25 protein-coding genes are annotated in these 25,165 nt (G+C 51.6%); 9 read left to right on the top strand and 16 right to left on the bottom strand.

The window, feature by feature from the left end; genetic code table 11:
* Window position 1: 1 nt before the first annotated feature.
* The 3 genes from BLU30_RS00465 to BLU30_RS00455 all read left to right on the top strand — a co-directional run bounded on the left by BLU30_RS00465 (window position 2) and on the right by BLU30_RS00455 (window position 3,537).
* Window positions 2–205, top strand: coding sequence for a type II toxin-antitoxin system antitoxin (locus BLU30_RS00465; RefSeq protein WP_090242319.1), 204 nt, complete (start codon window positions 2–4; stop codon window positions 203–205).
* 127 nt (window positions 206–332) lie between these two features.
* Window positions 333–2,321 (top strand): fructose-1,6-bisphosphatase, encoded by a 1,989-nt coding sequence (locus BLU30_RS00460; RefSeq protein WP_090242317.1) that lies wholly within the window; start codon window positions 333–335, stop codon window positions 2,319–2,321.
* A 28-nt stretch (window positions 2,322–2,349) separates the two neighbouring features.
* Complete coding sequence (locus tag BLU30_RS00455) at window positions 2,350–3,537, top strand: serpin family protein (protein WP_090242315.1); 1,188 nt, start codon at window positions 2,350–2,352, stop codon at window positions 3,535–3,537.
* 51 nt (window positions 3,538–3,588) lie between these two features.
* Here the strand turns inward: BLU30_RS00455 and BLU30_RS00450 are convergent, their stop codons facing one another.
* Window positions 3,589–3,930, bottom strand: a complete 342-nt coding sequence (locus tag BLU30_RS00450) for a hypothetical protein (protein ID WP_090242314.1) — start codon at window positions 3,928–3,930, stop codon at window positions 3,589–3,591.
* A gap of 167 nt (window positions 3,931–4,097) precedes the next feature.
* On the opposite strand from BLU30_RS00450, the gene BLU30_RS00445 reads away from it, so the two are divergent.
* Window positions 4,098–4,802 carry a response regulator transcription factor gene (locus BLU30_RS00445; RefSeq protein WP_090242312.1) on the top strand — a complete coding sequence of 235 codons (705 nt, stop codon included), beginning with the start codon at window positions 4,098–4,100 and terminating at the stop codon, window positions 4,800–4,802.
* Window positions 4,786–6,258: a sensor histidine kinase gene (locus BLU30_RS00440; protein ID WP_090242310.1), complete on the top strand. Its 1,473-nt coding sequence runs from the start codon at window positions 4,786–4,788 to the stop codon at window positions 6,256–6,258. Before BLU30_RS00445 ends, BLU30_RS00440 begins: the two co-directional genes overlap by 17 nt.
* 24 nt (window positions 6,259–6,282) lie before the next feature.
* On the opposite strand, the gene BLU30_RS00435 is transcribed toward BLU30_RS00440, so the two are convergent.
* Together BLU30_RS00435 and BLU30_RS00430 are read right to left on the bottom strand one after the other, a co-directional pair.
* Window positions 6,283–6,813 carry an Ig-like domain-containing domain gene (locus BLU30_RS00435; protein WP_176770767.1) on the bottom strand — a complete coding sequence of 177 codons (531 nt, stop codon included), beginning with the start codon at window positions 6,811–6,813 and terminating at the stop codon, window positions 6,283–6,285.
* Between the two features lie 147 nt (window positions 6,814–6,960).
* Window positions 6,961–7,878: a ribokinase gene (locus BLU30_RS00430; RefSeq protein ID WP_090242306.1), complete on the bottom strand. Its 918-nt coding sequence runs from the start codon at window positions 7,876–7,878 to the stop codon at window positions 6,961–6,963.
* Between the two features lie 106 nt (window positions 7,879–7,984).
* Between BLU30_RS00430 and BLU30_RS00425 the strand changes: the two genes are divergently transcribed.
* Window positions 7,985–8,557 (top strand): hypothetical protein, encoded by a 573-nt coding sequence (locus BLU30_RS00425; protein ID WP_090242304.1) that lies wholly within the window; start codon window positions 7,985–7,987, stop codon window positions 8,555–8,557.
* On the opposite strand, the gene BLU30_RS00420 is transcribed toward BLU30_RS00425, so the two are convergent.
* The gene (locus BLU30_RS00420) at window positions 8,520–9,674 is read right to left on the bottom strand and encodes a VanZ family protein (protein ID WP_143024181.1); all 1,155 of its coding nucleotides are present in this window, start codon (window positions 9,672–9,674) and stop codon (window positions 8,520–8,522) included. The two genes, BLU30_RS00425 and BLU30_RS00420, sit on opposite strands and share 38 nt — an antisense overlap.
* A 66-nt stretch (window positions 9,675–9,740) precedes the next feature.
* Here BLU30_RS00420 and BLU30_RS00415 point away from each other — a divergent pair, with 66 nt between their 5' ends.
* A complete protein-coding gene (locus tag BLU30_RS00415) occupies window positions 9,741–10,037 on the top strand; it encodes an STAS domain-containing protein (RefSeq protein WP_090242300.1) in 297 nt (98 codons plus the stop codon).
* Between the two features lie 7 nt (window positions 10,038–10,044).
* On the opposite strand, the gene BLU30_RS00410 is transcribed toward BLU30_RS00415, so the two are convergent.
* The 6 genes from BLU30_RS00410 to BLU30_RS00385 all read right to left on the bottom strand — a co-directional run bounded on the left by BLU30_RS00410 (window position 10,045) and on the right by BLU30_RS00385 (window position 16,361).
* The gene (locus BLU30_RS00410; RefSeq protein WP_090242298.1) at window positions 10,045–10,440 is read right to left on the bottom strand and encodes an ATP-binding protein; all 396 of its coding nucleotides are present in this window, start codon (window positions 10,438–10,440) and stop codon (window positions 10,045–10,047) included.
* On the bottom strand, window positions 10,421–12,505 hold the full coding sequence (locus tag BLU30_RS00405) for a SpoIIE family protein phosphatase (RefSeq protein ID WP_090242296.1): 2,085 nt from the start codon (window positions 12,503–12,505) through the stop codon (window positions 10,421–10,423). Before BLU30_RS00405 ends, BLU30_RS00410 begins: the two co-directional genes overlap by 20 nt.
* Before the next feature lie 136 nt (window positions 12,506–12,641).
* On the bottom strand, window positions 12,642–12,914 hold the full coding sequence (locus BLU30_RS00400) for a Veg family protein (protein ID WP_090242292.1): 273 nt from the start codon (window positions 12,912–12,914) through the stop codon (window positions 12,642–12,644).
* A 214-nt stretch (window positions 12,915–13,128) separates the two neighbouring features.
* Window positions 13,129–14,292, bottom strand: a complete 1,164-nt coding sequence (locus BLU30_RS00395) for a toxic anion resistance protein (RefSeq protein WP_090242290.1) — start codon at window positions 14,290–14,292, stop codon at window positions 13,129–13,131.
* Between the two features lie 15 nt (window positions 14,293–14,307).
* The gene (locus BLU30_RS00390) at window positions 14,308–15,498 is read right to left on the bottom strand and encodes a 5-bromo-4-chloroindolyl phosphate hydrolysis family protein (protein WP_090242288.1); all 1,191 of its coding nucleotides are present in this window, start codon (window positions 15,496–15,498) and stop codon (window positions 14,308–14,310) included.
* Window positions 15,499–15,590: 92 nt separating this feature from the next.
* On the bottom strand, window positions 15,591–16,361 hold the full coding sequence (locus BLU30_RS00385) for an alpha/beta fold hydrolase (RefSeq protein WP_176770766.1): 771 nt from the start codon (window positions 16,359–16,361) through the stop codon (window positions 15,591–15,593).
* Between the two features lie 150 nt (window positions 16,362–16,511).
* On the opposite strand from BLU30_RS00385, the gene BLU30_RS00380 reads away from it, so the two are divergent.
* Window positions 16,512–17,414, top strand: coding sequence for a prephenate dehydratase (locus tag BLU30_RS00380; protein WP_090242283.1), 903 nt, complete (start codon window positions 16,512–16,514; stop codon window positions 17,412–17,414).
* 308 nt (window positions 17,415–17,722) lie between these two features.
* On the opposite strand, the gene BLU30_RS00375 is transcribed toward BLU30_RS00380, so the two are convergent.
* The 3 genes from BLU30_RS00375 to BLU30_RS00365 form a co-directional block, all read right to left on the bottom strand.
* Window positions 17,723–18,775, bottom strand: coding sequence for a type IV pilus twitching motility protein PilT (locus tag BLU30_RS00375; protein WP_090242281.1), 1,053 nt, complete (start codon window positions 18,773–18,775; stop codon window positions 17,723–17,725).
* A gap of 27 nt (window positions 18,776–18,802) precedes the next feature.
* Window positions 18,803–20,491: a GspE/PulE family protein gene (locus BLU30_RS00370; protein WP_090242279.1), complete on the bottom strand. Its 1,689-nt coding sequence runs from the start codon at window positions 20,489–20,491 to the stop codon at window positions 18,803–18,805.
* A gap of 77 nt (window positions 20,492–20,568) precedes the next feature.
* Window positions 20,569–21,147 (bottom strand): nitroreductase family protein, encoded by a 579-nt coding sequence (locus tag BLU30_RS00365; protein WP_242873460.1) that lies wholly within the window; start codon window positions 21,145–21,147, stop codon window positions 20,569–20,571.
* A gap of 185 nt (window positions 21,148–21,332) precedes the next feature.
* On the opposite strand from BLU30_RS00365, the gene BLU30_RS00360 reads away from it, so the two are divergent.
* Window positions 21,333–21,992, top strand: coding sequence for a GntR family transcriptional regulator (locus tag BLU30_RS00360; protein ID WP_090242277.1), 660 nt, complete (start codon window positions 21,333–21,335; stop codon window positions 21,990–21,992).
* 78 nt (window positions 21,993–22,070) lie between these two features.
* Here the strand turns inward: BLU30_RS00360 and BLU30_RS00355 are convergent, their stop codons facing one another.
* Genes BLU30_RS00355 through BLU30_RS00345 form a run of 3 tightly spaced genes read right to left on the bottom strand, consistent with a single transcriptional unit; the run spans window position 22,071 to window position 25,128 of the window.
* A complete protein-coding gene (locus tag BLU30_RS00355; protein WP_090242275.1) occupies window positions 22,071–22,760 on the bottom strand; it encodes a cyclase family protein in 690 nt (229 codons plus the stop codon).
* Window positions 22,761–22,800: 40 nt separating this feature from the next.
* Window positions 22,801–24,225 (bottom strand): four-carbon acid sugar kinase family protein, encoded by a 1,425-nt coding sequence (locus BLU30_RS00350; RefSeq protein WP_090242273.1) that lies wholly within the window; start codon window positions 24,223–24,225, stop codon window positions 22,801–22,803.
* 9 nt (window positions 24,226–24,234) lie between these two features.
* Entirely contained in the window at window positions 24,235–25,128 is an 894-nt protein-coding gene (locus BLU30_RS00345; protein ID WP_090242271.1) for an NAD(P)-binding domain-containing protein, read from the bottom strand.
* Between the last annotated feature and the right edge of the window lie 37 nt (window positions 25,129–25,165).

The following is a 25,165-nucleotide window of genomic DNA, read 5'->3' as shown; positions in this document are numbered from 1 at the left end:
CGTGGCCGGGGATAAGAAAAAGCAGATACCCCTGCGATTATCACCCAAACTTTACGCGGATATCGCCTCCTGGGCAGAGGATGATTTTCGTTCCATCAATGGACAAATTGAGTATCTGCTCTCAGAATGTGTCCGACAGCACCGAAAAACCGGAAAATATGTCTCTGAGGAAATCGATAAGCCTCTCAAGGTGACCCTGGATTAAAGGGCGCTGCTCCTTGCGCCCCATTCTTAAAACTTTATTGGAATTCTAAGAGAAGTGGAGTATAATAATAGTGTTCAAAGTGCAAAGGTTTTCTAACCCAAAAGATTGATCGCAAAAGGAGAGTGCAATGAATACATTTTCTAAATCTGATTTAGAGAAAAACCGCAAATACTTAGAGTTACTTTCAAACAAATTTCCAAATATTACAACGGCTGTGGGCGAGGTGGTGAACCTCCGGGCTATCCTGAACCTCCCTAAAAGCACCGAGCATTTCCTGACGGATATCCACGGTGAGCACGAAGCCTTCAATCATGTGATGCAGAACGCCTCTGGCGCCATCCGACGAAAGGTTATGGATGAGCTGGGCAGCACCGTCGCCCTGGAGGATTTAGAGGATTTGGTCACCTTGATTTATTACCCCGAGGAGAAACTGGACCTCGTAAAGAAGTGCAAGAAGGATCGATACCTGGATAATTGGTATGAGCTGACCATCTACCGCCTGGTTAAGGTGTGCCGGGCTGCGGCTTCTAAATATACCCGCTCTAAAGTGCGCAAGGCTCTTCCGACGGATTTTGCCTATGTGATGGAGGAGCTTCTCCAGGAGGACGAGCATCGTTTTAATAAAAAGGAATATTATAACCAGATCATCCAAAGTCTGGTGATGTACGGTCGGGCCGACCATTTCATCATTGAGTTGTCCAGCGTCATTAAACGCCTGACCATCGACCATCTCCACATCATTGGGGATGTCTTTGACCGGGGGCCTGGTCCGGAGGTGGTGATGGAGACACTGATGAAGCACCATTCCCTGGATATGCAATGGGGTAACCATGATATCCTCTGGATGGGTGCCGCCGCGGGTAATGCCGCCTCCATCGCCAATGTGGTTCGTATCGCCCTGCGCTACGCCAATATGGATGTGCTGGAAAATGGCTACGGCATCAATCTGCTGCCCCTGGCGACCTTTGCCAACCGGGTGTACCGACAGGACCCCTGTCTGGATTTCATCCCCCGGATCAATGAAGAAAAGAAGGAAACCGAGGCGGAGCTGGATCTCATGACCCGGATGCACAAGGCCATCGCCGTCATCCAATTTAAAATTGAGGATGCCCTCATTGCAAGACACCCGGAATATGCCATGGCAGACCGCCAGCTGCTGCGCCATTTGGATCTGGAAAAAGGAATCGTCACAGTGGAAGGGGGGGATTACGCCCTCAACGATACCAATTTTCCCACCATCGATCCTGCAGACCCCGCTGCCCTCACTGAGGACGAAGCCCTTGTCATTGATCGACTGGTGCATTCCTTCCTCCACAGCGAAAAGCTCCAGCGCCATATTCGTTTTATGTATGCCAAGGGAAGTATGTACCTGGTGTACAATGACAATGTCCTCTTCCACGCCTCCATCCCCCTCAATGAGGATGGCACCTTTAAATCCTGGCGATATAAAGGCCGGGATTACGCCGGTAAAGGCCTGATGGATAAGTTTGACCAGCTGGCCCGGGAAGCCTATTTCACCGATTTTATCGAGGACCCGCCGCGTTCGGATTTCCTGTGGTTCCTGTGGTGTCATCGGGATTCTCCCCTTTTTGGCAAGGATAAGATGGCAACTTTTGAGCGTTATTTCATCGACGATAAAACGCCTCACAAAGAGCACTATACACCCTTTTACACCATGATTGATGAAAATGAAACCCTGGTGGATAATATCCTCAAGGAATTTGGGGTGGACCCCTCCCAGGGACATCTCATCAATGGCCATGTCCCGGTAAAGGCGAAATCCGGGGAAAGCCCCATTCGCGCCGGCGGTAAGCAACTGGTCATTGATGGGGGCTTTGCCAAAGCCTACCAAAACACCACCGGTATTGCCGGGTATACCCTGACCTTTAACTCCTACGGTCTGACCCTCATCAGCCATCGTCCCTTTGAATCTGTGGAAATGGCCATTAAGGAGGGGGTTGATATCAAATCCACCAAACAGGTCATTGAATCCACCATCGACCGCAAACGGGTAAAGGATACGGATATCGGCAAAGCGCTTCTCTGCCAGGTGTACGATTTGGAAATGCTCATTACAGCCTATCGTAAGGGCTTTATCAAAGAAAAATTATACTGAAGCCACTAAAATATTAAGCGAGGTGAGAATGATGAAAAAATTTGGGCGATTGGCCTCCGGGCTATTGCTGACAGCAGCATTGACCGGCTGCAGCGCCGGTCCCGGTCACACCACCCCTTCTGGTTCACCGGAAGATTACCGTTACTGGAACCAATTTTCCACTCAGCTCTTCGCCCAGGTTTCAGATCAAGCCAATGTTCTGGTGTCTCCCACCTCCGCCTATTTTGCCCTGGCCATGCTGTCTGACGGTGCGGCCGGGGATACGGAAAAGGCCTTTAATACGGTCCTTGGCCAATCCGAACCGGCGCTGGACCAAAACGCCCAATCTTTATTCAACTCCCTCCAACAAACCGAGGGTAGCACAACCCTGGATATTGCCGATGGATTATGGATTAACCAACAATTCACCGTTGAGCAATCCTATATTAACCAGGTGAAAAAATATTACGATGCCCAGGTCGAGGTCCTGGATTTATCCCAGGCCAAGGACCCCATCAACCGGTGGGTTTCCAAACAAACCCAGGGGCTGATTCCGGAGTTACTGGACGCTGATCCCGCCCCTTCTGATGTGATGGTCCTGGTTAACACCTTATATTTTAAGGGGAAATGGCAGCAGCCCTTTGAAGCCGAGGCCACAACAGAGGGGCCCTTTACCCAGACTGACGGCAGTACCGGCACCACGCCCTTTCTAAAAGCCGGGGACTATTCCTGCCGATATTTTAAAACGGAGGGCCTGGAGGGGGCCATCCTGCCCTACGATGATGGAAGGACTGCCTTTGTGGCACTGCGACCAGCGGATGGCGGTGCCATCCGGGATGCCCTGGCCGGTTTCTCTGCAGATACTCTTGCCCGGCTGATGGAACAGGCCCAGGAGAAAACACTGGCTCTCTCCCTTCCTAAATTTGAGAAGGAATCCACCCTCCCACTGAATAAACCACTGGACAACCTGGGGCTATCCATTGCCTTCAGCAGTAAGGCTGATTTTTCTAAAATCGGTGAAGATCTTTTCGTCAGCGAGGTTCTCCAAAAAACAAAGATTATTGTCGATGAGGCTGGTACTGAGGCAGCCGCCGCCACCGAAATCACCATGAAAGTCACCTCCCTGCCCCCTGAGCCGGAAATCACCCTGGACTTTAATACTCCCTTTGCTTATTTCATTGTCGATACCCAAAGCGGGCTGCCCCTGTTTATGGGGATTTACGAGTCACCATCATAAAAAATAAAAGCGGGCTGTCCGAGACAGCCCGCTTTTATACCTATTTTATACCTAACGCCGACAGCTGCCAGAGCCACTGCCGTCCCGGAGACGCGCCTGCCCACCGGTTCCGCTTCCATCTCCATTTCCGTTATGGTGCTGACCACCCTCTCCATCCTGGGTGCCCGCACCGGTCCCATCCTGGGCTGGGGTACAGACCGTACCATTGCCATTTTGAGTCCCGTCACAGTTTTCCTGGGTGCACTGGGTCTGGGTGCAGACTGCGGCGTTGCCACCAGCATTTCCTGCCCCATTCCCGGCGCCAAAACCATTTCCCGCAGCCAGGGCGGTGGTGCCCATAATACCTAACAATGCGGTGGTCACCACCGCGCCCATTACTTTACCTTTTAACATGATTTATTTCCTCCATTCTTTAACATTGACCATATTATACGATGAAGTTGTGGCAAAACCATGGCAGGTTACGTTATAATGATGAAAAAATCATGGCGCGTGCCATCATTTCGTCATATTTACACCCTATACTATTCCTATGATTCACACTCTAAAGGAGGCCCCCCATGCCCAATCTTTTAATCGCCGATGATAACCCCCAAATTTGTTCCATTCTAGAGGAATACGCTAAATTAGAGGGCTTTACCGTTTATACCGCCGCTGACGGTAAGGCGGCCCTGGATGCTTACCATGCCCATCCCATGGATATGATTCTTTTGGATGTCATGATGCCTTTAAAGGATGGCTTTGAGGTCTGCCGCACCATCCGGCGGGAAAGCACGGTTCCCATCATTATGGTAACCGCCCGGGGCGAGGATTTTGAACGGATCATGGGCTTGGACATCGGTGCCGATGACTATATTGTCAAGCCCTTTTCCCCAGGTGAGGTCATGGCTCGGGTTCGGGCCATTCTCAGACGGCTGGATACCACCAAGGAGGATGCTCTCCAGGAAACCTGTACCCTGGATAATCTGGTATTAAACCTCACCAATTATGAGGCCACCGTTGATGGCAATCCCCTTTCCCTGACCAAAAAGGAGCTGGAGCTTCTCTGGCTCATGGCCACCCACCCTGACCGGGTCTACACCCGGGATAATCTGCTGGATCAGGTCTGGGGCTACGATTATTTTGGCGATACCCGTACCGTTGATTCCCACATTAAGCGGCTCCGGGCAAAAATTGATCACTTCCCCCATCCCCACTGGCAGATTAAAACGGTTTGGGGCGTAGGGTATAAATTTGAGGTGTGTCCCGATGACGCTGAAAATTAAAGGTAAGCTAACGATTTTTTCAGCCGCCATACTGCTATTTTTCAGTATTGTCGTCGGCGTCTTGTTTCTCGGAATGTTCTCCCGTCTAACGACAGCGATCTACAAGGATAATCTGGAAGAACGGGCGGAAGCCGTCGCCCACAGCATGTCTGGTTTTATCAGCGAAGAAGCCACACGATCCGAGGCAGAGCACGGAAAAGGCTATGGTCAATCGGAAAGTTTTGGGAAACACTCCTACTATTTGCGCTTTATCGATGATGCCGCTGGTGCCGATTCCTGGATTGTCAATGCCGATGGCTCAACCTTCTCCCTGGATAATGGAGAGACCACTGAACAATCGAACCTTTCAGATGAAGGCATGGCCCTTCTTCCCCGGGTTTTCCAGGGAGAGACCGTTACCCAGGAACACCAGGGTGGCTTCTTGGCCGTCCCGGCTATTCTGGTGGGGACTCCCGTAACGGATGGAGGGGGCAATGTGATTGCGGCGGTAATGATGGATACCCACGCCACTGGCGTTTCCGATACCATTGAATCCGGGATTAAAATCCTCCTGGCCAGCATGGTTATCGCCCTGGGTCTCGCCATTTTGTTGTCTTCGGTACTGGCCAAACGCTTCACCCGTCCCTTAAAACGGATCGAAGAAACCACTAAGATCCTGGCCCAGGGGGATTACTCCGCCCAAACCCAGGTGGTGACCAATGACGAAATTGGCTCCCTGGCCATTCATGTGGATGCCCTGGCCCATCGTCTGGATGAGGCGTCCCGGGAAAGCGAAAAGTTAGAGCGCCTTCGCCAGGCCTTCATCGCTAATATTTCCCATGAGCTGCGCACTCCGGTGACGGTCATGCGGGGCTCCCTGGAGGCCCTGAAAGACGGTGTGGTTTCCGACCCGGATCAGGTAAAGGCGTATTATACCCAACTGGTCGATGAAAGCATTCACCTGGAACGTATGGTCAACGATCTGCTGGAGCTAACCCGCCTCCAAAACATTGACTACTCCATTGAGAAAGAGCACCTGAACCTGCCGGAAGTTTTAGATAACGCCCTGCGCACCTGTCGCCAGCTAGCCGCTCCCAAAAGCATCACCCTGGATATTAAACGGGATGTCCAGCACTTCCCCTATGAGGGGGATTATGGTCGGCTGCGCCAGCTCTTTATCATTATCCTGGACAATGCCGTTAAGTTTACCCCCGTGGGGGGCACCATTGAAATTCAATCCAATCAGTCATCTGATGCCATGACGGTGCGTATCACCGATCATGGCCCGGGAATCCCCCCAGAGGACCTCCCCCATATCTTTGACCGTTTCTACAAAGCCAACACGGGAAGCAACCAAAAGGGAACGGGCTTGGGCCTGGCCATCGCTGGACAGATTGCCGCGCGCCACGGTATCTCCATCTCCGCGGACAGCACCCCAGGGGTCACTACCACCTTCACCATCCATATTCCCTCATAAAAAAACGGCGCAATGCCGTTTTTTTTATGCCCTGTTTTTTCCAACTTTATGATAAAGAATGGGGCCAATGGCCAGACCTAAGCCCAGCACCAGACCAATGATCATTCGTATGCTTTTGGTATTTTTAGCCAGTGGGGCCATTGTTGTGAAGGATATTTGAGCTGGGCCAGCCATCACACTCCCATCCCGGGCACTTATGGTCGTATCGATGCGCAGGGTGTAGGTTTTCCCTTCCCGGAGGGACTCCCTGGGCGTAACAATGATATAATTCCGACGGTCTGGGGCTTCATTTTCATCGGCCATGGTGATCTCCACCGGAATCTTAGTGTCATTTTGCCAAAGGGTGATGGCATTGGTATTCACCGTCCGCACCCCTGTGCTCACCACATTTTTGTTGAACTCCAGCTCAATGACGGTATTGAGGGGCACCTCTGTGGCCTTATTGGCCGGGGAGGAGGACACCAGGCCCAGGGGCTCCTCCGCCCGAACCGGGTGCAGTCCTTCCGCAGCCATCCCCAGCATCAGAAGCATTCCCACTATCAACGCATATCTCATTGATCCTTTTATCCCCAATCTCATGGCACTGCGCACCCCCAGACTTTTTTACCATTATAACACGTTAGAAAGCGTTTTAAAAGCGCAGCACCACCACCGCAGTGCTGCGCAACGATCAATTCATTCAGGCCGTGAGGCAAACCTCTTTTATTGCTTTGAAAGGAAAGCGTCCACTTCCTCTGCTGTGGGCAGTGAGGGCTGGGCACCGAGTTTGGTACAGGCTAATCCCCCCACGGCATTGGCATATTTTGCCGCAGCCAAGATATCCCCGGTTTCCACATACATCTTTACCAATGCCCCGGTAAAAGCATCCCCAGCGGCGGTAGGGTCCACACAATCGACCGTGTAGGGCGGCACCATCTCCTGGATGCCCTCACCGTAGATATAGGAGCCCTTGTCCCCCATCTTCAGTACCACATACTGGCAATGGGCGCGTTCCATAAGCTTCCTGGATGCTTCCAGACAGGTGTCCTCGTCCACAGGCAGAATCCCAACCAAAGCCTTGGTTTCGGTTTCGTTGGGGGAGAGGATGGTCAGCCCCTTCATTTTTTCCAGGGGATAATCCTGGGCCGGGCCAGCATCAAGGCAGGTGATGATTCCCTTTTCCCTTGCCATCTCAAGGGCGGCAATATTGGTTTCCAGGGGGATTTCCAGCTGCATCATAACGGCCTGGGGTGCCTTGGCAAAAGCGCCAGCCAAGGCATCCGGAGCAGTGGCGTCGTTGGCCCCCTTGTAGATTATAATGCGGTTCATCCCGCTTTCTTCTAAAAGAATAACGGCCATTCCCGTACTCTGACCCTCCACCAGCTGCATATAGTCGGTATCCATTCCTTCGGCTTCCAGCATAGCCTTTAGGGCTTCTCCGTTGGCATCCTGCCCCAAAGTGCAATAAACGGCGACATCTGCTCCCACCCGGGATGCCGCCACCGCAGAGTTTGAGCCCTTGCCGCCACCGGCATTCTTGTAGCTGTCCCCCAGAACGCTTTCACTGGGATCGGGAACACGCGCCATCTGTAAAATTAAATCCATCATGATACTGCCCACCATCAAAATCTTTGCTGCCATCCTGTTACCTCCAACTTTTATAATTTCTTATATCCTACCATGAATCGATAATGATATAATGCTATTATGCTTATAATTTAAATAATCTTTAAGGAGACGACCGCCCATGTCAACCATTCATGAAATCCCGCTGAACCAACCCATGGCAGATATCCTGTCTGCCGTGGAGGCCGACAGCAGCCGCTTCGGCCTGTCGGCTGGCGACTGCCTGCGCATGCGCCTGATCTGCGAAGAGCTGCTGGCCACCCTGCAGGATATCATCACCAACACCGAGGGGTTCCTCTTCATCCAAAAAGATGCCCATACATTAAGTCTGCACCTCAAGCTGCTTCGCCCGGTGGAGGGCACAGAGCGTGACCGCCTCATCCGCATGGCCAATACCGAAGGGAAGGCCCAGGGAAAGGGACTGTTCTCGCGGATTTCCGCCAAATTCGTGGATGCCTTCCTTTCGGATGTTTCCTCCTATATGCCCCATTACCCCGACGGAGAGGAAGGCAGCCAAGAGTATTCCCCCACCCTGCTTTATGAATTCCTGATGGATGACGCTTCGGATGAGGACACGCTCTCCGGGCTGGAAAACCGGCTGCTCCAAGGCTTCTCCGACGGGATTTCCGTTTATGCCGGGCTGCGGTATTCCGAGCTCATCGTGACGAAGAAGCTGCCCGCCCCAGGGTGCTGATGGTCCGGGTCCGACTGATGCGCTCATGCCACAGGGGCTTCTCGTGGTTGCACATATACAGCACCAAATGGATGACCAATACCGTCGCCAGGGCAAATTCGCAGGATCCAAACAAGGTGATCAGCGCCGGATAGACCGTGGTCGGAGACTGGGCCAGGGCAAAAAGGCCCAGCCCCCACAACGGTGACAGGATAAACACCCCATAAAGCAGCACCTCCCGCAGGCAGAGTTCGCCCAGCTTTACCCGGCCGCCATCCCTCCCCTCTACCCGGATCCGGACCAGGGCCTTCCCCAGGGTCTGTCCCTGACGTAACCATTGGACGAGGATGAAGTACAGCACCACGCCGCCAGCCAGGACCGCGGCCAAAGCGGCAGCAGTCCCCCATCGCCCCATCCGGGTCAGGAGGATATAGACGCCGCCCCCGGGAATCAGCAGGACCAGCCAATCCACAGCCATGGCCACAGTCCGCCGGAAAACTGATACGTTATCCCCCCGGGTGTAGCCCACCGGTATGGCATGCTCCAGATCCGGCAGGTGGGGCATCAGCTTCCGGGTGATGGCGTAGCCCAACATCCCCCCAAGCGTATTGCAGATCAGATCATCCACATCCACGATCCGGTAGGGCCGGGGATAGATGAAGAAAACGCCGCTGAGCTGGACCAGCTCAAAGAACAGGCTGGTCAACAAGCTGATGAGGAGAACCTGCTTCCAGTTCATCCGGAACATATAACCCAGAAAAAACCCCAGGGGCATCATCATCACCACATTAGCGGCATTGACGAAGAGGTCCGCCGAAAGGAGGGCCCCCACATAGGTTGAAGGGTCCGTTATGCGAAAGCCGGTATTCTTCAGCCAGTCCATCACCGCACGAAAGGGCAAAAGCTGGAGATAGGGATCCGTCATCCCCCGGACCTCCTCGATGCTGGGCAAGGGCAGGATGGTGAGGAAGAAGGCACACAAGCCGTAGAGAATGAAGGTGTAAAACAGGATGCTTCGCCCGACAAAGAACGCCCCGCTCCGCCGGTATTGGTGGATGACATAGGGGCAGGTCGCCAAAAATGTAATCACTGGAAATAAAATGACTGCCACCTGGATGGCAAATAAGTAGCTACGCACAATATCCTCCGTATTAACACTCACTAAACACGTTTGAAATGACTTTTGTAAAAAAAGGAGAAAAAAATGACCATTACCAAAACCTACAATGGAAGCTGTCTCACAATCGCCTTATCCGGCCGGCTGGATACGTCCACCGCGCCTCAGCTGGAACTGACCCTCAAGGAATCCACCGAGGGTATCCAAAAGCTGGTATTTGATTTTACCGCCATGGAATACCTTTCCTCCGCGGGACTGCGGGTCCTGCTGTCCGCCCAAAAGACCATGAACAAGCAGGGAGACATGATTCTCACCGGGGTCAACGATGCGATCATGGAGGTCTTCGAGATCACCGGCTTCACCGATATCCTAACCTTCCAATAGCCCAGGTTTACCCAAGGCTTTTAACCAGCCGGAGACGGTTTGCATCCCCCTCCCGGCTGTAGGACACCTCATCCATGAGCTTTTTCACCAGGTAGATTCCCAGCCCCCCCAGGGCCCGCTCCTCCGCCCCTCCGGTGAGGGACGGATCTGACTGCCGGGTGGGGTCAAAAGCCGAGCCGTCATCCCACACCGTCACCTGGACCTGTCCCGCCCCGACACTGCAGGTGATTCGAATCTCCCGGGCATCCCCATGGATGATGATATTGGCCACCACCTCATCCAGGGCAATCCCATATTTTACCACGATCTCCGGGGGGCACCCCCCGGCCTCCAGGGCCTGGGAAAGGAAATCCGCCGTCACGGGGATATTTTCAGTACAAGCCTCACCCTTCCACTGCTTCATTCTGCGTCCCTCCTTTGTATTTCAGGACCAGCATGGTGATATCATCAAACTGGGCCACATCCCCGACAAAGGCATCAATATCTGCCGTCACAGCCCCCGTCAGCGCCGATCCAGAATCCTCAAAATGGGTGTTGAGCACCCCCTCCAGCCGTTCCTCGCCGTATAGGGTATTGCTCCCATCCGTCGCCTCCGTCACCCCGTCGGTGTACAAAAACAGGGTATCCCCCGGCGTAAGGGTCAGGCGCTGCTCGGCATATTGAATACCCTCCATAGCCCCCAGCACCAGATTTCTTCGCATTTCAAGGGGTTTGAAAATCCCGGACTTTTTCAAATAGGGGGGATTGTGACCCGCATTGACAAAGCGGACCTCTCCCGTTGAGATTTCCAGCATTCCCATCCAAGCGGTAACAAACATCCCTTCATCATTGCCGGCACAGAGCTCTTCATTGGCACCCGTCATGGCCTCCGCGACACCAACCCCCGTTTCCACCACACTTTTCAGCAGCGTCTTTACCGTCATCATAAACATGGCGGCGGGAATGCCCTTACCGGAAACATCCGCCACCAGAAAGACCAAATGGTCCGAATCCAAAAGGTAGAAATCGAAGAAATCGCCCCCCACCTCCTTGGCGGTATCCATGGTGGCGTAAATATCAAACATTCCAGCGTAGTCCGGAAAGGGCTTAAAGGTATCCGGCAAGGCTGATGCCTGGACCGCCCGGGCGAAGGCCAACTCCTGGTCGATGCGCTCGGCGGCATCGGCAATGTATTGCTTCAGGGTCTTGACGGTGACATTGATATCATCGGACAGGGAGGCGAACTCTGCATTGCTCCGGACATCCACCGTGACCTCCAGATTGCCGCTGGTAATCTGGGCTAAAGATCGGTTGATTTCCTGGATATTGGCCACCACCTTTTTTTTGATGAGTGAATAGACCATAATGTAGAGCGCGGCAAAGACCAGAACATCCATAAACGCCACCACATAGGCAGAAACATCCCGGGTAAAGAAAACTTCATCTATGGGTGCATAAGCAATGATGGTCGTGTCCCCCAGTGTGCTGTAAAGGACAAAGGCATCCCAGTGGTAGACCTGGCTTTCAAACCGGACCCCAGGCTCCACCCCCTGCAAATCAATGCCAATATCCCCAAGGGTTTGACCGGTCGCACCTCTGCCGTCACTCAAAATCCGCCCGGATGCATCTGCCAGGATGATGCCTCCGGAGGTCCCAATGTGCCCATTGGCTGACGCTTCTCCAGATGCCTGTAACGCCCGGCTGACATCGGACACCTGAACCCCTAAGATGGTATCAATGGATTTCTCGGCCAGGGCCGTTTGTAAAATGAAAATAAAGACACTCGCCACCAGGAAAGCAATGGTAACACAAAGGAGTAGCCAGCGCTCGAAGGTCTGGACAATTCGCTGCTGGCCTTTACTGCGCACCCGACATTCCTCGCTGTTCGCCGCAATGGCCAAAAGCGCCACCATCACGCACAGGCCATTAATGATAATCATGGGGAAGCTGCATTGCCTGACAAAGGCAAAATCCCGCTGGATATCGCCCATATTGGTGATGAAGATCATCAGCATATGAAAAACCTCCATCACCATGGCAATGAGCAGACCAAAGGTCCATGTCGGTTTTTTATCATCCAAAAGCTTTCGTCGCAGCAATGCAGCCAGTACCCCAGCCAGGACCGTTGAGATACTGCAGGCCAGGCGGGTGTAAGTACCCGCTCCCCAGTAAATGGCAAACCATCGTCCCACTCCGCCGATCATCCCGGCAATGATTCCTGCCGGTGCCCCGAAGATCAGCCCGGCACACAGGGGCGCGGCATCCCGCACATTGATAATGGCCCCATCGATGTCTATGCCAAAGGTGGTGGCCAGATTGGCTAAAATCCCGAAGAGAATGCCAATGACGATTTGACGATGCCAAAAATCCGCCCTTCCCAGCTGCTTCTGACGTTTTGAATCAAAACGATACACCAGATAAACCACGCCGTCAAAGAGTAAGGCCATGAGCAGCAACCGGCCATAATCCATTAACATCGTCCACTCCATTCGTCATTCCTCCTGGCACTTTCTTGCTTTCGCTGTCTTAAGTATAACATATCTTCGGAAATCAGCAGTAAAACCTGAATAATTTATCGCACAAAAAAACCAGGGCATCTACCCTGGTTCAGTTTTTTCATCATTCTTAATACGTAAAAGCACCCTCAATTTCGGTGTCCAACAAGTCAATTTTCACACTGCGTGTCAATACATCGGAATAAGAGAAAGATAAACGCTGTGGTGCCCGTTTTTCCTCCTTGACCTTAACCGTAAAAATACTTGGATAAGTTCCTTCAATCACGCCTTCTTTATGATAAAGTTTTTTTTTGCTCTTATGTGCTTCCAGCTTGATGCGGCAACCGCGGTAAGATTCGACTTCACGTTTGACATCATTAATCGTCGCCCGTTGTTTTTGCATTCACTTCACCTCACTGCTTGTTCTGAAAATAGTATAGCAGGTTTTTTAATAAAAGTAAAGCAAATATTTTAGCAATTGCAAATCTTAAAGTCAATATGTAAATTAAATATTTTTTTACAGCGTGTAATCCCTTGCACAGGCACTATATCTTGTGTGTAATGTAAACATTTCTTAAGTATTCTCTTTTGGCAATACCCTTTTGAGGGCTGGTCGCCTAATGCTTTTGGGAAATCTCTAAAAGCTTATTCTTTAATTCGCCTTCGATCTTAGCCAGTTCGACCTCTGCCTCACGCCGTTTTTGACGTCCATCGGCCTGGATCTGGAGGACCTCATCAAAGGTCGAGATCAAGGACTCGTTGGTTTTCTTTAAGGTTTCGATGTCCACAATGCCCTTTTCGGATTCCTTGGCTGTTTCGATGGTATTAATTTTTAAGGTTTCGGCATTTTTGCGCAGCAGCGCATTGGTCATATCCGTCACCTGACTTTGGGCTTTGGCAGCCTCGGTAGAATGGGCGACGCCCAGGGCCAGAACCATCTGACTCTTCCACAGGGGAATGGTGTTCACCAGGGAGGACTGGATCTTTTCTGCCATCAGGGTATCATTATTTTGGACCAGCCGGATTTGGGGGGCCATTTGCATGGAGATGACCCGGGTAAGCTCTAAATCATGGAGCTTCTTTTCAAAGCGGTTGCACATGGAGGCTAAATCGTTGGCAGCCTGGGCATCCTCAGGGAAACCCGTTCGTTTGGATTTTTCCACCAGAGCTGGTAAATCGACGGTTTGCACCTCTTCCAGCTTTTTCTTCCCAGCCAGAATATACATGGACAGCTCTTTAAAGTAGGTCAGGTTGATATCGTACATCTTGTCCAGCATGGCAATGTCCTTGAGGAGCTGGATCTGATGACCTTCCAAAACATCACAGATTTTGTTGACGTTCGTTTCTGCCGCAGCGTATTTGGCCTTCATGCCTTCGATTTTATTGGCGCCTTTTTTGAAAAAGCCAAAGATGCCCTTATCCTCTTCATCGACATCAAATTTTTTCAGCTCGACGACCATACTGGTCAACATATTTCCAACTTCACCTAAATCCTGGGTTTTAACGTTGTCCAGGGCGGTATCAGAGAAATCGGCAATTTTCTTTTGTGCCCCGGCTCCGTACTGCATGACCAGGTTCGAATCATTGATATTGATCTGCCTTGCAAATTCATCGACCATTCGCTGTTCTTCCGGGGTCAAGGGATTTTCCTCCACCACCTGTTCCACAGCCTTAGCCTGGGGCACCTCTAAGGTCAGCTCTGGCTTAGACTGTGCATCAGCAAAGGGATCCAGGGTCAAACTTGGGGTTTCTACCCCTTCCATTTTTAATTCATCACTCATACGATCTCCTCCATTTTAAGATTCCTTATTTATTTGCAACAGACCATCCTCGGTTAAGCCTTCCTGGGCGAACATCGTCTTCATGACGGAAATATCCGTAGAGATGTCCATGGCTGTATCCTGATAAAAGCTGTCCAGGAGCTTTTCAAAGGCGCTGCTGATGGTATCCAGGGTTTCTTCAATTTCGTCCTTGGAACGCTTGATATTGGGCCCCTGGACCGGTTCTGCCTCCAGATCCTTGTAGGCATTAACCAACTTTAAGGTGGTGGGCAGATAATACCCCATAAACCGCCTTATTTCCATGAGCTGATCCGGATTTTTCTGGATGAAATCAAAGATTTTTCTAATGATGGTCTCCAGACGGTCTAACTTCCGGGATACAGATTCTTCCGGAATCGCCGCATTGGCCTCCTGGATTTGACGAATATTGGCTTCACCCTCTTCAATGACCAGACGAACTTCCTTATACACGGGATTTTCGGCCTCCAGCCTGCGCCTCTGCTCCTCTTCCTGCTGTTGTCGTTGTATTTCCTCCTGCTTCTGCCGCTCCCCTTCTTTCATTTTCTGGTAGGCCTCATAGGCATCATCACTGAGGAGGAGCATCTGACCATCATCGGTAATACGCCCCTCTGGGAACATTCGGGCCTCAATCATCCGATTAAGATCCTTATCCACGTATCGCTGGGATTTTCCGATGGTATCCGCCAGCTCCTTCGTATCCACATAGGCCCGGCCTCCCAGCTGTTTCACATATTTACGAAATCGGGTGACACGGTTCATCAGGCTCTTAGCCTTCCCCCCCATGTATCCCCCCAGAACCAAAAGCCCTGCACTGATAATCTGCAGGCCAATGCCCAATCCGCCAATGAGTGCCGCGCCTGCCATTCCTGCTGCTGCAATAATGGCCACCACACTCCCGACAACCAGAAATGGCCCTGAGACCGTTCCAGCGGGGGATTTTGCCACAGGGGCCCGCATGGGCTTCGGCTTAGGTGGTTGGTTCGTCGCTGCCACCTGGGCTGCTTTAATGGACTTTTCCATTTGGTATTGTCCCTTTTTAATGCCCTTTTTGGCTTCCACTAGCGCTTTATCCACAGTACTTGAGATCATGGATCCCAATTGTTCATAATTTACGGAGGAAATGGCATCCTGTACGATTTTCCCAATATCCTCACCGATATTACTATCTTTTTTTTCATCCGCCATTGTATCAACTCCCAATTTTAATCAATTCTGTTTAATATTATACCACAGATACACCCGGGTTGAAATGGACAGTATCCCTTCTTAAGCACATTCTATGCGCCCTTCTGCCCTTCACCCACTCTCAATAAAAAATCCATAATTGTCGGCAGATACACCTCCGGATGTGTAATGAAATCATCATGACGTGCACCTTCCTGATAAAGCAAGGAAGCCCCTGGGATCGCTGTGGCCATGGTTTGGGTGTGCCGCCGGGTGACGATATCCTTTGTGCCAGAGATAATCAAGGTTGGTGCCGTAATGCCTTCTAAGGCGATTCGATTCAGCTTTGGCTCCTTGACCATCAGGGCGTACTGCCGACGTTTATGGGCCAAATCCTTGGAAAAAGGCGCTGCCAGACACAATCCGACATAGCTCAAATGAATGGAAAGCCATGCCATGGGACCCAGGCCCAATGGCCAGGCATTGGCGCCCACAGGCACAATGGCTGTCACCCGTTGGGGGCAGCTGATGGCCAGCTGCAGGGCAATGTTTCCCCCATCGGAAAAGCCGACAACTGCGGCCTTTTCAATGGAAAGGGCATCCATTACCCGGGAAATATCCATCGCAAAAAGGGCCATGCTCCATGGTTCTTCCCCTGATTCAGACCGTCCATGTCCCCGGGTATCCAGGCACACGACGGTAAAACGATCCTTTAACACTGCAATATGTGGTTCAAAAATCCCCATATTCTCCCCATTCCCATGGAGAAGGAGTACCGCCGGCCCGGATCCCTCCATGCGGTAATGAATATGGACGCCTCCGGCATTGGCAAAGCCTTCAATGGCTTTTGCCTTTCCAAATCTCCCTGCTGCTAATTTAATCATGATCCATCGCCTCATTCTTTTCGAATTACAACAAAATATTTTTAGCTATTTTTCATTTTACCGAAGCTTTCTTAAAATTTCCAGTTTGACAATTTAAGGGGGATTGTCGATAATAGTATACTATAAAACCACTGGACTGAGAGGACAGAAATGAACAAATTTCCCACCATCGAACAAACGGACCAATTAAAGGATTATCGGGAGCAGATTGCCCAATGTCGTCCCCCCGTTTTCCATCCCGATGTGGCCTTTTCCGGAACGGCAGGCTCTCACACCGAGGATGCCGCCATGTCTTTTTTTGGGGAATCGGCTCATTTCATCCCCCATGCTTCCTTTGAGGATGTTTTTAAGAGCATCACTGGCGGTGGTGCCCATTACGGCGTCCTGCCCATCGAGAATAGTTCCACCGGTGCCATTGCAGCTGTCTATGATCTCCTCTCTGATTATCGATGCTTTATCGTCGGTGAGGAGAAGAAAAGCATCATCCAATGTCTTATGGCTTCTGAGGGTGCCACTCTGGATACCCTCCAGGAAATTTACTCCCATCCCCAGGGCTTCCAACAATCCCAGCGCTTTTTAGAGGGCTATCCCCAGTGGACTTGTATTCCCTGGCACAATACTGCCGTGGCTGCTCAAATGGTTTCTAAGGCTAAAAACCCAGCCTACGGTGCCATCGCCAGCCCCCGGGCTGCTCAGATCCACCATTTGAACATTCTGGCTGAGGGCATCAATACCGCGACCCAAAACACCACCCGCTTTGTGGTGGTAGCCGCCCAAATGGAGGATCGCCCAGATCAGGATAAAATGAGCATCGCCTTTCACCTGCCCCACTACACTGGTGCCCTTTACAGCGTCCTGGGGATCTTTGAGCGCCATCATCTCAACCTGTGTAAAATTGAATCCCGGCCCATCCCCGATGCGAATTGGGAGTATCAATTCTTCCTTGATTTTCTGGGCGCCGAGGACAGCGCCACCGTGGACGATGCCATCGCTGAACTCATCCAGGGCACCGTCCGTTTCCGGTTCTTAGGACGCTACGCTTCAAAAAAATAACGCCCTCGGGAAAGGGCGTTTCATGGCACAAAAAAAGGGAGGATGAGGGGTATCCTCCCTTGCAGAATAAACTCTGCCGAATGCTAATGCATTCGTTTCGTGTCACCACGAATGGCATCAAACCAATGCACTAAAAAAAGCGACTCTCTCTTATCCCCTCTGACAAAGCCATTTCGCTTTGCCCCACTGCCTTTCAACAGCTTAACCAAATGGATGTGCTTTTTACTAGTTTTAATTCATTCTAACATTAAGGCCAATTCTCGTCAATGCTTTTCTCAGGGTAATCTGTTTTTAACCTTTCGCCTTTCCTAGGCAAAGTATTGATTAAATTCACTTTTATCCGAGGCCCAGTCATGACCCACGTCAAAGCTAATCAGCTGATCCTTCACCAGCTTAGCCAGATTGGCATTCAGGGTATGCATGCCCTCCTTACCCCCGGTCTGCATCACCGAGGCCAGCTGATGGGTTTTATTTTCCCGGATCATATTAAGCACCGCATCCGTGCCAGTCATAATTTCATGGGCAGCCATTCGCCCTTCTCCCGTGGCCAGGGGCACCAGCTGTTGGGTAATAACCCCTTTAAGGGTGGCAGCCAGCTGGGTTCGAATCTGCTGCTGGCTGTGGGAGGGGAAAACATCGATAATACGGTCGATGGTATTGGCCGCCCCGATGGTATGAAGGGTGGACAGAACCAAATGGCCGGTTTCTGCAGCGGTTACTGCCGCCGAAATGGTTTCAAAGTCCCGCATTTCCCCCACCAGAATAACATCCGGGTCCTCCCGGAGGGCAGAGCGAAGGGCATCGGCAAAGCTGACCACATCCACGTCCACCTCCCGCTGATGCACCATACTGCGTTTATGGTTGTGCTTATACTCCACCGGGTCCTCAATGGTGAGGATATGCTTCTGATAGTTGGTATTGATATAATCCAGCATGGCTGCCAGAGTGGTGGATTTTCCACTTCCCGTGGGCCCCGTCACCAAAATCAGTCCCCGGGGCTCGCTGGCCAGACGCCGAATCACCGGCGGCAGCTTTAAATCCTCAAAATCAGGAATCCGATCATTAAGGAGACGGATTGCTGCCGTCAGCTCACCCTGCTGGCGGTAGATATTGACGCGCTGACGCAGCCCTTCAGGGGTAACATAACAAAAGTCCGAATCCTGGCCCGCCTTGATCTTGGCCTGCTGACGCTCATCCATCATCCCCCAGATCATGGCTTCCACTTCATCCCTGGTCATTTCAAAGGGCCCCTGGGCCAAGGCCCCGTTCTTTCTGAATACGGGCTTCAGCTCCGCCGTCAGATGAATGTCAGAGCAATTATTTTTCCGTCCAAAATCAATGAGTTCTAAAAGGGTTGCCATTATCTTTTCCTCCCAAATTTATATCCATTAATCCACATAGTAGGTCACCTTCAGCAGCTCTTCCATCGTGGTAACCCCAGAGAGGACCAGCCGGACCAGGCTCTGACGCAGATAGTGGATTTTGTCATTTTTTTCCACGTAGGCATAAATCTCCTCGGCAGGAACATTCCGGGAAATCATATTACGCAGCTCCCGGTCAATGGCCAGGATTTCGTGGACGGCAATTCGCCCTTTGTAGCCTGTACCATTACACTGATGACACCCTGCCCCCCGATAGAGCACGTCCACATCCTTCCCTAAAATTTCTTTTTCGGCAATGGTTGGGGTGTAGGCCTCCTTACAATTCGGACAAATCTTTTTAACCAGACGCTGGGCCACCAGACCCGTCAGAGAATTGGCCACCATATACGGTTCCACCCCCATGTCAATGAGCCGGACAATGGATGAAACGGCATCGTTGGTGTGAAGGGTGGAGAGTACCAAGTGACCGGTGATGGCCGCCCGAACGGCGATATCCGCCGTTTCTGCATCCCGGGTTTCCCCCACCATAATGATATCCGGGTCCTGTCGGAGCAAGGACCGCAGCCCCACCTCAAAGGTCAGGCCAGCCTGGGGATTCACCTGGGTCTGATTGATGCCATCCAGATTTCGTTCCACGGGGTCTTCGATGGTACTGATGTTGACATTCTTTTGGGAAAGCATCTCTAAGATCATGTACAGGGTTGTGGTTTTCCCACTTCCCGTTGGGCCGGTCATATAGACGATACCATGGGGGCTTTGGAGGATGCGGAGCATCTTTTCATAATCTTCAGTTTCCATCCCAAAGGTTTCAGCATGATCCAGGCGGGTGTTCAGGCTCAAAAATCGCAGCACCGCCTTTTCACCGTATACCGTGGGAATAAGGGAGGTTCGAATATTCATCTCCGTTCCCTTTATCCGTACCCGGAAATGACCATCCTGGGGGAGGCGTCGTTCTGCAATATCCAAATTTGAGAGAATCTTAATTCGGGCAATGAGATTTTGGTGAAGGGTCGGGGATAGGGTCAGGTACTCAACAATCAGGCCATCGATCCGCATCCGGACAACCGTCTGCGTTTCAAAAGGCTCGATATGGATATCGCTGGCACCGGCGTTAAACCCCTTAATCAGGATAGAGTTAATGAGGTTGACCACTGGCGCATCACTGCCATCGGCATCCAATTCTTCCACCAATGAAAGGCTTTCTGAATCCTCCACCGCCAGATTCGCCTCACTGGCTGCCTTCTTCGCTTCAATTTCAGAATAAGTGGCATCAATGGCTTTAGCAATTTCTTCCCGGGTAGCCAGTACCGTGTCAATAATCTTTCCGGTAATCATCCGAAGATCTTCCAGAGCATAAAAATCCAGGGGATCGTTCAGGGCCACTAAAAGATGTCCTTGTTTTTCTGCAACGGGAATGGCACTGTATTTTTCTGCGATATTCCGGGGGATTTCAGCGGCTGCGGCCATGTCCACCACCAGATCAGCCATCCGAATCACCTTGAGATCCAACCGCTTTGCCAGTGCTGTCAGAACCTGCTCCTCAGTCACATAGCCGGAATCCACCAAAATGGCTCCCAGGCGCTTGCTGCGGTCTACCTTCTGATAAGCCAGGGCTTCCCCCAGCTGTGCTTCGGTGATATATCCATCATTGACCAGAATATCTCCAATTCGTATATTCTTTTTCGGCTCACTCATACCCAGCCTCCTTACATCGGTTTCACTTTATTCCCATTATAGCATAAAACCCCATCATTGTCGTAAAAATCCAAGGTTTATACGATGATGAAACGCCCGGTTTTACGGCGGGGCATCCGTCCCGTTTTTTCAGGATATCCCAGGGTAACCATGGCTACCATTTTACCGCAATCCGGTGCAAAAACCTGACGCAGCTCTTCATCCATACGGGTTTCGATGGGGGCTGTCAGCCAGCAGCTGCCTACCCCACGCTCCCAAGCCGCCAACAGAATGTTTTCAATGGCCGCTGCCACACTTTGGGTAATGGTCACCGGTTCAAAATCATAGTCTTTGAATTCAAAGGCCAGAATGCACAATGGCGCACCGCCAAGCCCGCCGATGAAATCCAGACTTTCCTTCACCACCTCTGGATGATCGGGGAATTGTTCTTCCAGTTCTTCCCGGGAGGCTTCAGCCGACCGCCCCATGACCGCTTTCAGCTTAGCCATGGCATCCGGACTTTGGACGGCGACAAAATACCAGGGCTGCAAATTGACGGCCGACGGCGCCATGGTCCCGGCCTCTAAAATTTCCTCCAGTATTTCCCGGGGAATGGGTTCATCCTTATACCGCCGGATGCTGCGTCTTTCCATGATTGCCTGTCGACATTCCATCATTGGTCCTCCTAAAGGGATTTTTTCCATTGTATCGCACAACGTGCGGATTTGTCCATCCCCCTTCGGCCATCCCCATCATTTTTCCCGGAATTCTAACTGTAACGCTGACTTTGAATTGACAGCGCTTTTCCTTGGTGTTACGATAATTCTATAATACATTAAATCCAAAGATCGAGGAATTGCAAGTGAAAGAAACCACCCTATTACAGGTACAGGCCTATGATTATCTCATTGATATCATTAAAAAGGGCGAGCTTGAGTCAGGCCATATTTATTCCCTCAACCAAATGGCTCAAAAGATTGGTATTTCCAAAACACCACTTCGGGACGCTGTCCTGCGGCTGGAACAGGAACGTTATATCGACATCCTGCCCAGTAAGGGCTTCCGCCTTCACACCATGACCCGGGAAGATATCGTCGAAACCTACCAGATCCGGAACGCCATCGAAGCCTATTGCCTGCGGGAACTATGCCGCCATCTGGATACTGACGAGGGACAGGCCTGCCTGGCCAAACTGCAGCGCAAAATTGACACCCAAAAGACCATTGCTGACACCACCGGTTCCACTGAAGATTTTGCCCGGAAGGATTACGAATTCCACCGCAGCATGGTCCAATTCGTGGGCAACGCCACCATGCTGGAGATGTACCGCAGCTTCATGTACCGCATCTTCTGGCTCAACGTTACCTCCTTTTCAAGGGCGGGCCGCATGCAGGACACCGTCGCCGAGCACCAGCACATGATGGCCATGATCCGAAGTCGGGATATCATCGGCCTGGAGGAACAGCTGGATCATCATCTCAATATCGCCCAGCATATCAACCTGGACATGCTTGAAAAATAAGAAAAGGTACCCGCTGATGGCTTCAGAGCCGTCCGACGGGTACCTTTTTCATACTATTGGCTAAAATTTACAGAAAACTCACGCTTCAATTTCAGCAATACACACCACCTGGCTGGAATCCAGGCCTTTAATCCGCAGGGGGGCGTTGAAGAAACGAGTAATTTTCGCCCCGGCAGGAATTTCTGACAAATGCATATCCTCTACGCCAGTCACAAACTTACCGGTGTAATACCCCAGCATATGGCGATGGCAATCCGGCGGCAGCTCGCCTTCCGGACAATCCGCTGAAGCCGAACCAATGGCCAGGAAATCCATGCCGACACCCTTTAAATTGGGGAAATTTTCTGTGAGATAATCCCCGGCACTGGGGGCGATATAGGCCCCTTCATTCTGATACAGGTTTTGATCTGTATCCCGGTACTGTTCCATGCCCGTCCGGATGAGTACAAAGCTCACCTTGGCCAGAATATCGGCATAGGGTTCCAAATCTTCCTTGTAAATGCCCTGGGCCGGTCCCTTGGGGATATCCAGCAGGGCAACCTCAGTATGGCAGAAATAGTCAATGGACAGTTCATTGATATCCAAGCCATCCTTTACAAAATGGCGGGGGGCATCCATATGGGTGCCACAGTGATTGGGCAGCTCGGACACAAAGCTGCAGAAGGGACAGTCCTCGGTAACATCCGTACACTGGGTGACTTTCACTACTGGTTCTCCTGGCCATGCGTAGCCTTCTGGATCCAGGGGGTGGGATAAAAACATAAACATAATAGTACCTCCAAATTTTTTATTTTATTGATTTAAAACCTTACACACACATCAATACTTCTGCCGCTTCCCTCAGGGTCGTGATTTCCCCCACATTCCCCGGGAAGATGACATAGGGCGTCAGGGGGAATTTACTTTCCGCCCCGGTCTGCCACACGGGAATCCCCGGCTTAATCTGGCCCAGGACATTGGCTTTTTTCACTGCCAGGGCCTTGGTGCCCACATCCGAGGAGGTGATGCCCCCTTTTGCGATGACGAAGCTGGGTACTACGCTGAGCCGTCCCACCAGGGATTGCACCGCATCGGAAATCCGGACGGATAACCGCAGGTCGTCCTCCTTATCCCCGGTATCCGCGGTAATGAGGGCCCGGGTGGTGTACACACAGACGGTTTTACCGGAACGGATGGCTTCTTCTTCCAGAGCCAGACAACGGTCCACCTCCTGGGCAAAGGCAGCTTCATCCGCCACTAAGGTGGCATCCAGCTCGACAAAGACGATATTGGGATTTTCCTTTAAAGCTTCCACTTGTTGGGTGGTTTTATCCGTGTGGGAGCCCACCACGATAATCCCGCCATTTTCGGTTTCCTGCACCACCATCTGCTTCCGGGTTAACAGGGGCTGGTCAGTGACCCCACCCATGACCTTGACAATGGCGGCGGCAGTGCGAAACATAAAGGTCTTGCCCTTGGCCATGGCCCGGTACAGGGCGACGCAGAACACTTTCACATCCACATAATCGATGGCATTGACCACGATTTTATTGAAATCCGTCACGGCCATGAGCTGGGCTTCGATTTTATCGTAATCCATGGCACGGATATCCGTTAAAGCGATACTGGTCACATCGGCAGCCTTGTACGCTCCCCCGGTCTTTTCTTCCACATAGTCTTTGATGTCCGACTTGGTGTAGCCGAAGGTTTTGTCTTTCGCAAATTCGGTTTCGGCTGCGGGCACCAGTTCATCCCCATACTTCACATAATGGATATCCTCAATGGTGAAGCGTCCCCCTTCTTTGAAGAAGGGACAGAGGATTTCCCCGTCAATGGTTTTTCCGGTATGGGCCTCATAGGCTTCCTTTAAAATGACGGTTTCCAGAGGATAATGCCCCCGGAGGGTGGAGTCACTACGGCTGATGAAGAGGTAGCCCTTTCCCGTTTCCCTGGCTACTTCGGCCACCACCTGAGCAATTTCTTGATGGGCCGCCTCGGTCTGCTCTGCGGTGAAGCCCCGGGAATTGGTCATGATGTAGAACAGGTTATTTTCTTCTTCGAATCCCTGACGGATGCTGTCCGCATCCCAGGTGGTGTACACTGAGATATCGTGGACGGTTTGCACCCCGGTGGGGTCGTCATCCAGCACCACGATTTTTTGCTGATTGGCGGCAATTTCCTTTTCCAAAAGGGCATCTACGGCCCCTTCGTCAATGGCGGGATAGTTGTTTAAAACGTCGACACTGATTGACATAAACCCCTCCTAGTCTTCAACCTTTTTAACCACAACATCGGCCAGGGATTCAAAATACTGGACAATCCCGCCGTGATCATCATTCATGTGTCCATGGACCTTCAGGGCCTGGAGGATTTCATAGAGCTGGGCGGAGTAGGGAATGGGAACGTCCAAAGCATGGGCGGTGTTCACCACATTCTTAATGTCTTTATGATTGATGGAAATCTTTCCACCGGGGACGAAATTGCGCTCTACGATCAGCGGAATTTTAGCGTCCAGCACGGCGCTGCCGGCCAGCCCTCCGCGGATTGCATGATACACCTTCAGAGGATCTGCACCGGCCTTGGTAGCCAGTACAAAGGCTTCGGACACGATGGCGATGGTATTGTTGACAATAATCTGGTTGGCCAGCTTAGTCACGGAACCGCTGCCGCTGCCGCCAATTAAAACCGACGAAGATCCCATAATTTCGAAGTAGGGCTGCAGGGCATCAAAGTCCCTTTGATCCCCACCAGCCATAAAGGCCAGAGTGCCGTTAATGGCCCCGGGTTCCCCGCCAGATACAGGGGAATCCACAAAGCCCACACCCATTTTAGCCAGCCCTTCGTAGCATTCCTTGGATTCCACCGGGGTCACCGAGCTCATATCACACACCACCTTGCCAGCGGTTAACCCGGTCGCCACTCCATCCTCTCCAAAAAGAACGGCCTTGGAGATATCGCCATTGGGCAGGATCAGAAAGACAACCTCGCACTGCTCCCCGATTTCCCTATAACTGCCCTTCACCGCACCGGCTTCCACTAATTCCTGTACAGCCGCGGCATCAATGTCACACACCATCAAATCAACACCACCGGCCAACAGGTTCTTTGCCATAGGCTTTCCCATGATGCCCAGACCAATAAATCCAATCAGACTCATACCGACTCTCCTTTTCTCATTTATTATTGTAGGCTCA

The organism is Eubacterium barkeri, from assembly GCF_900107125.1.
GTDB lineage: Bacteria > Bacillota > Clostridia > Eubacteriales > Eubacteriaceae > Eubacterium_O > Eubacterium_O barkeri.
Note: the sequence above shows the minus strand (reverse complement) of the source record. Positions and strands in the feature narration are given on the sequence as shown.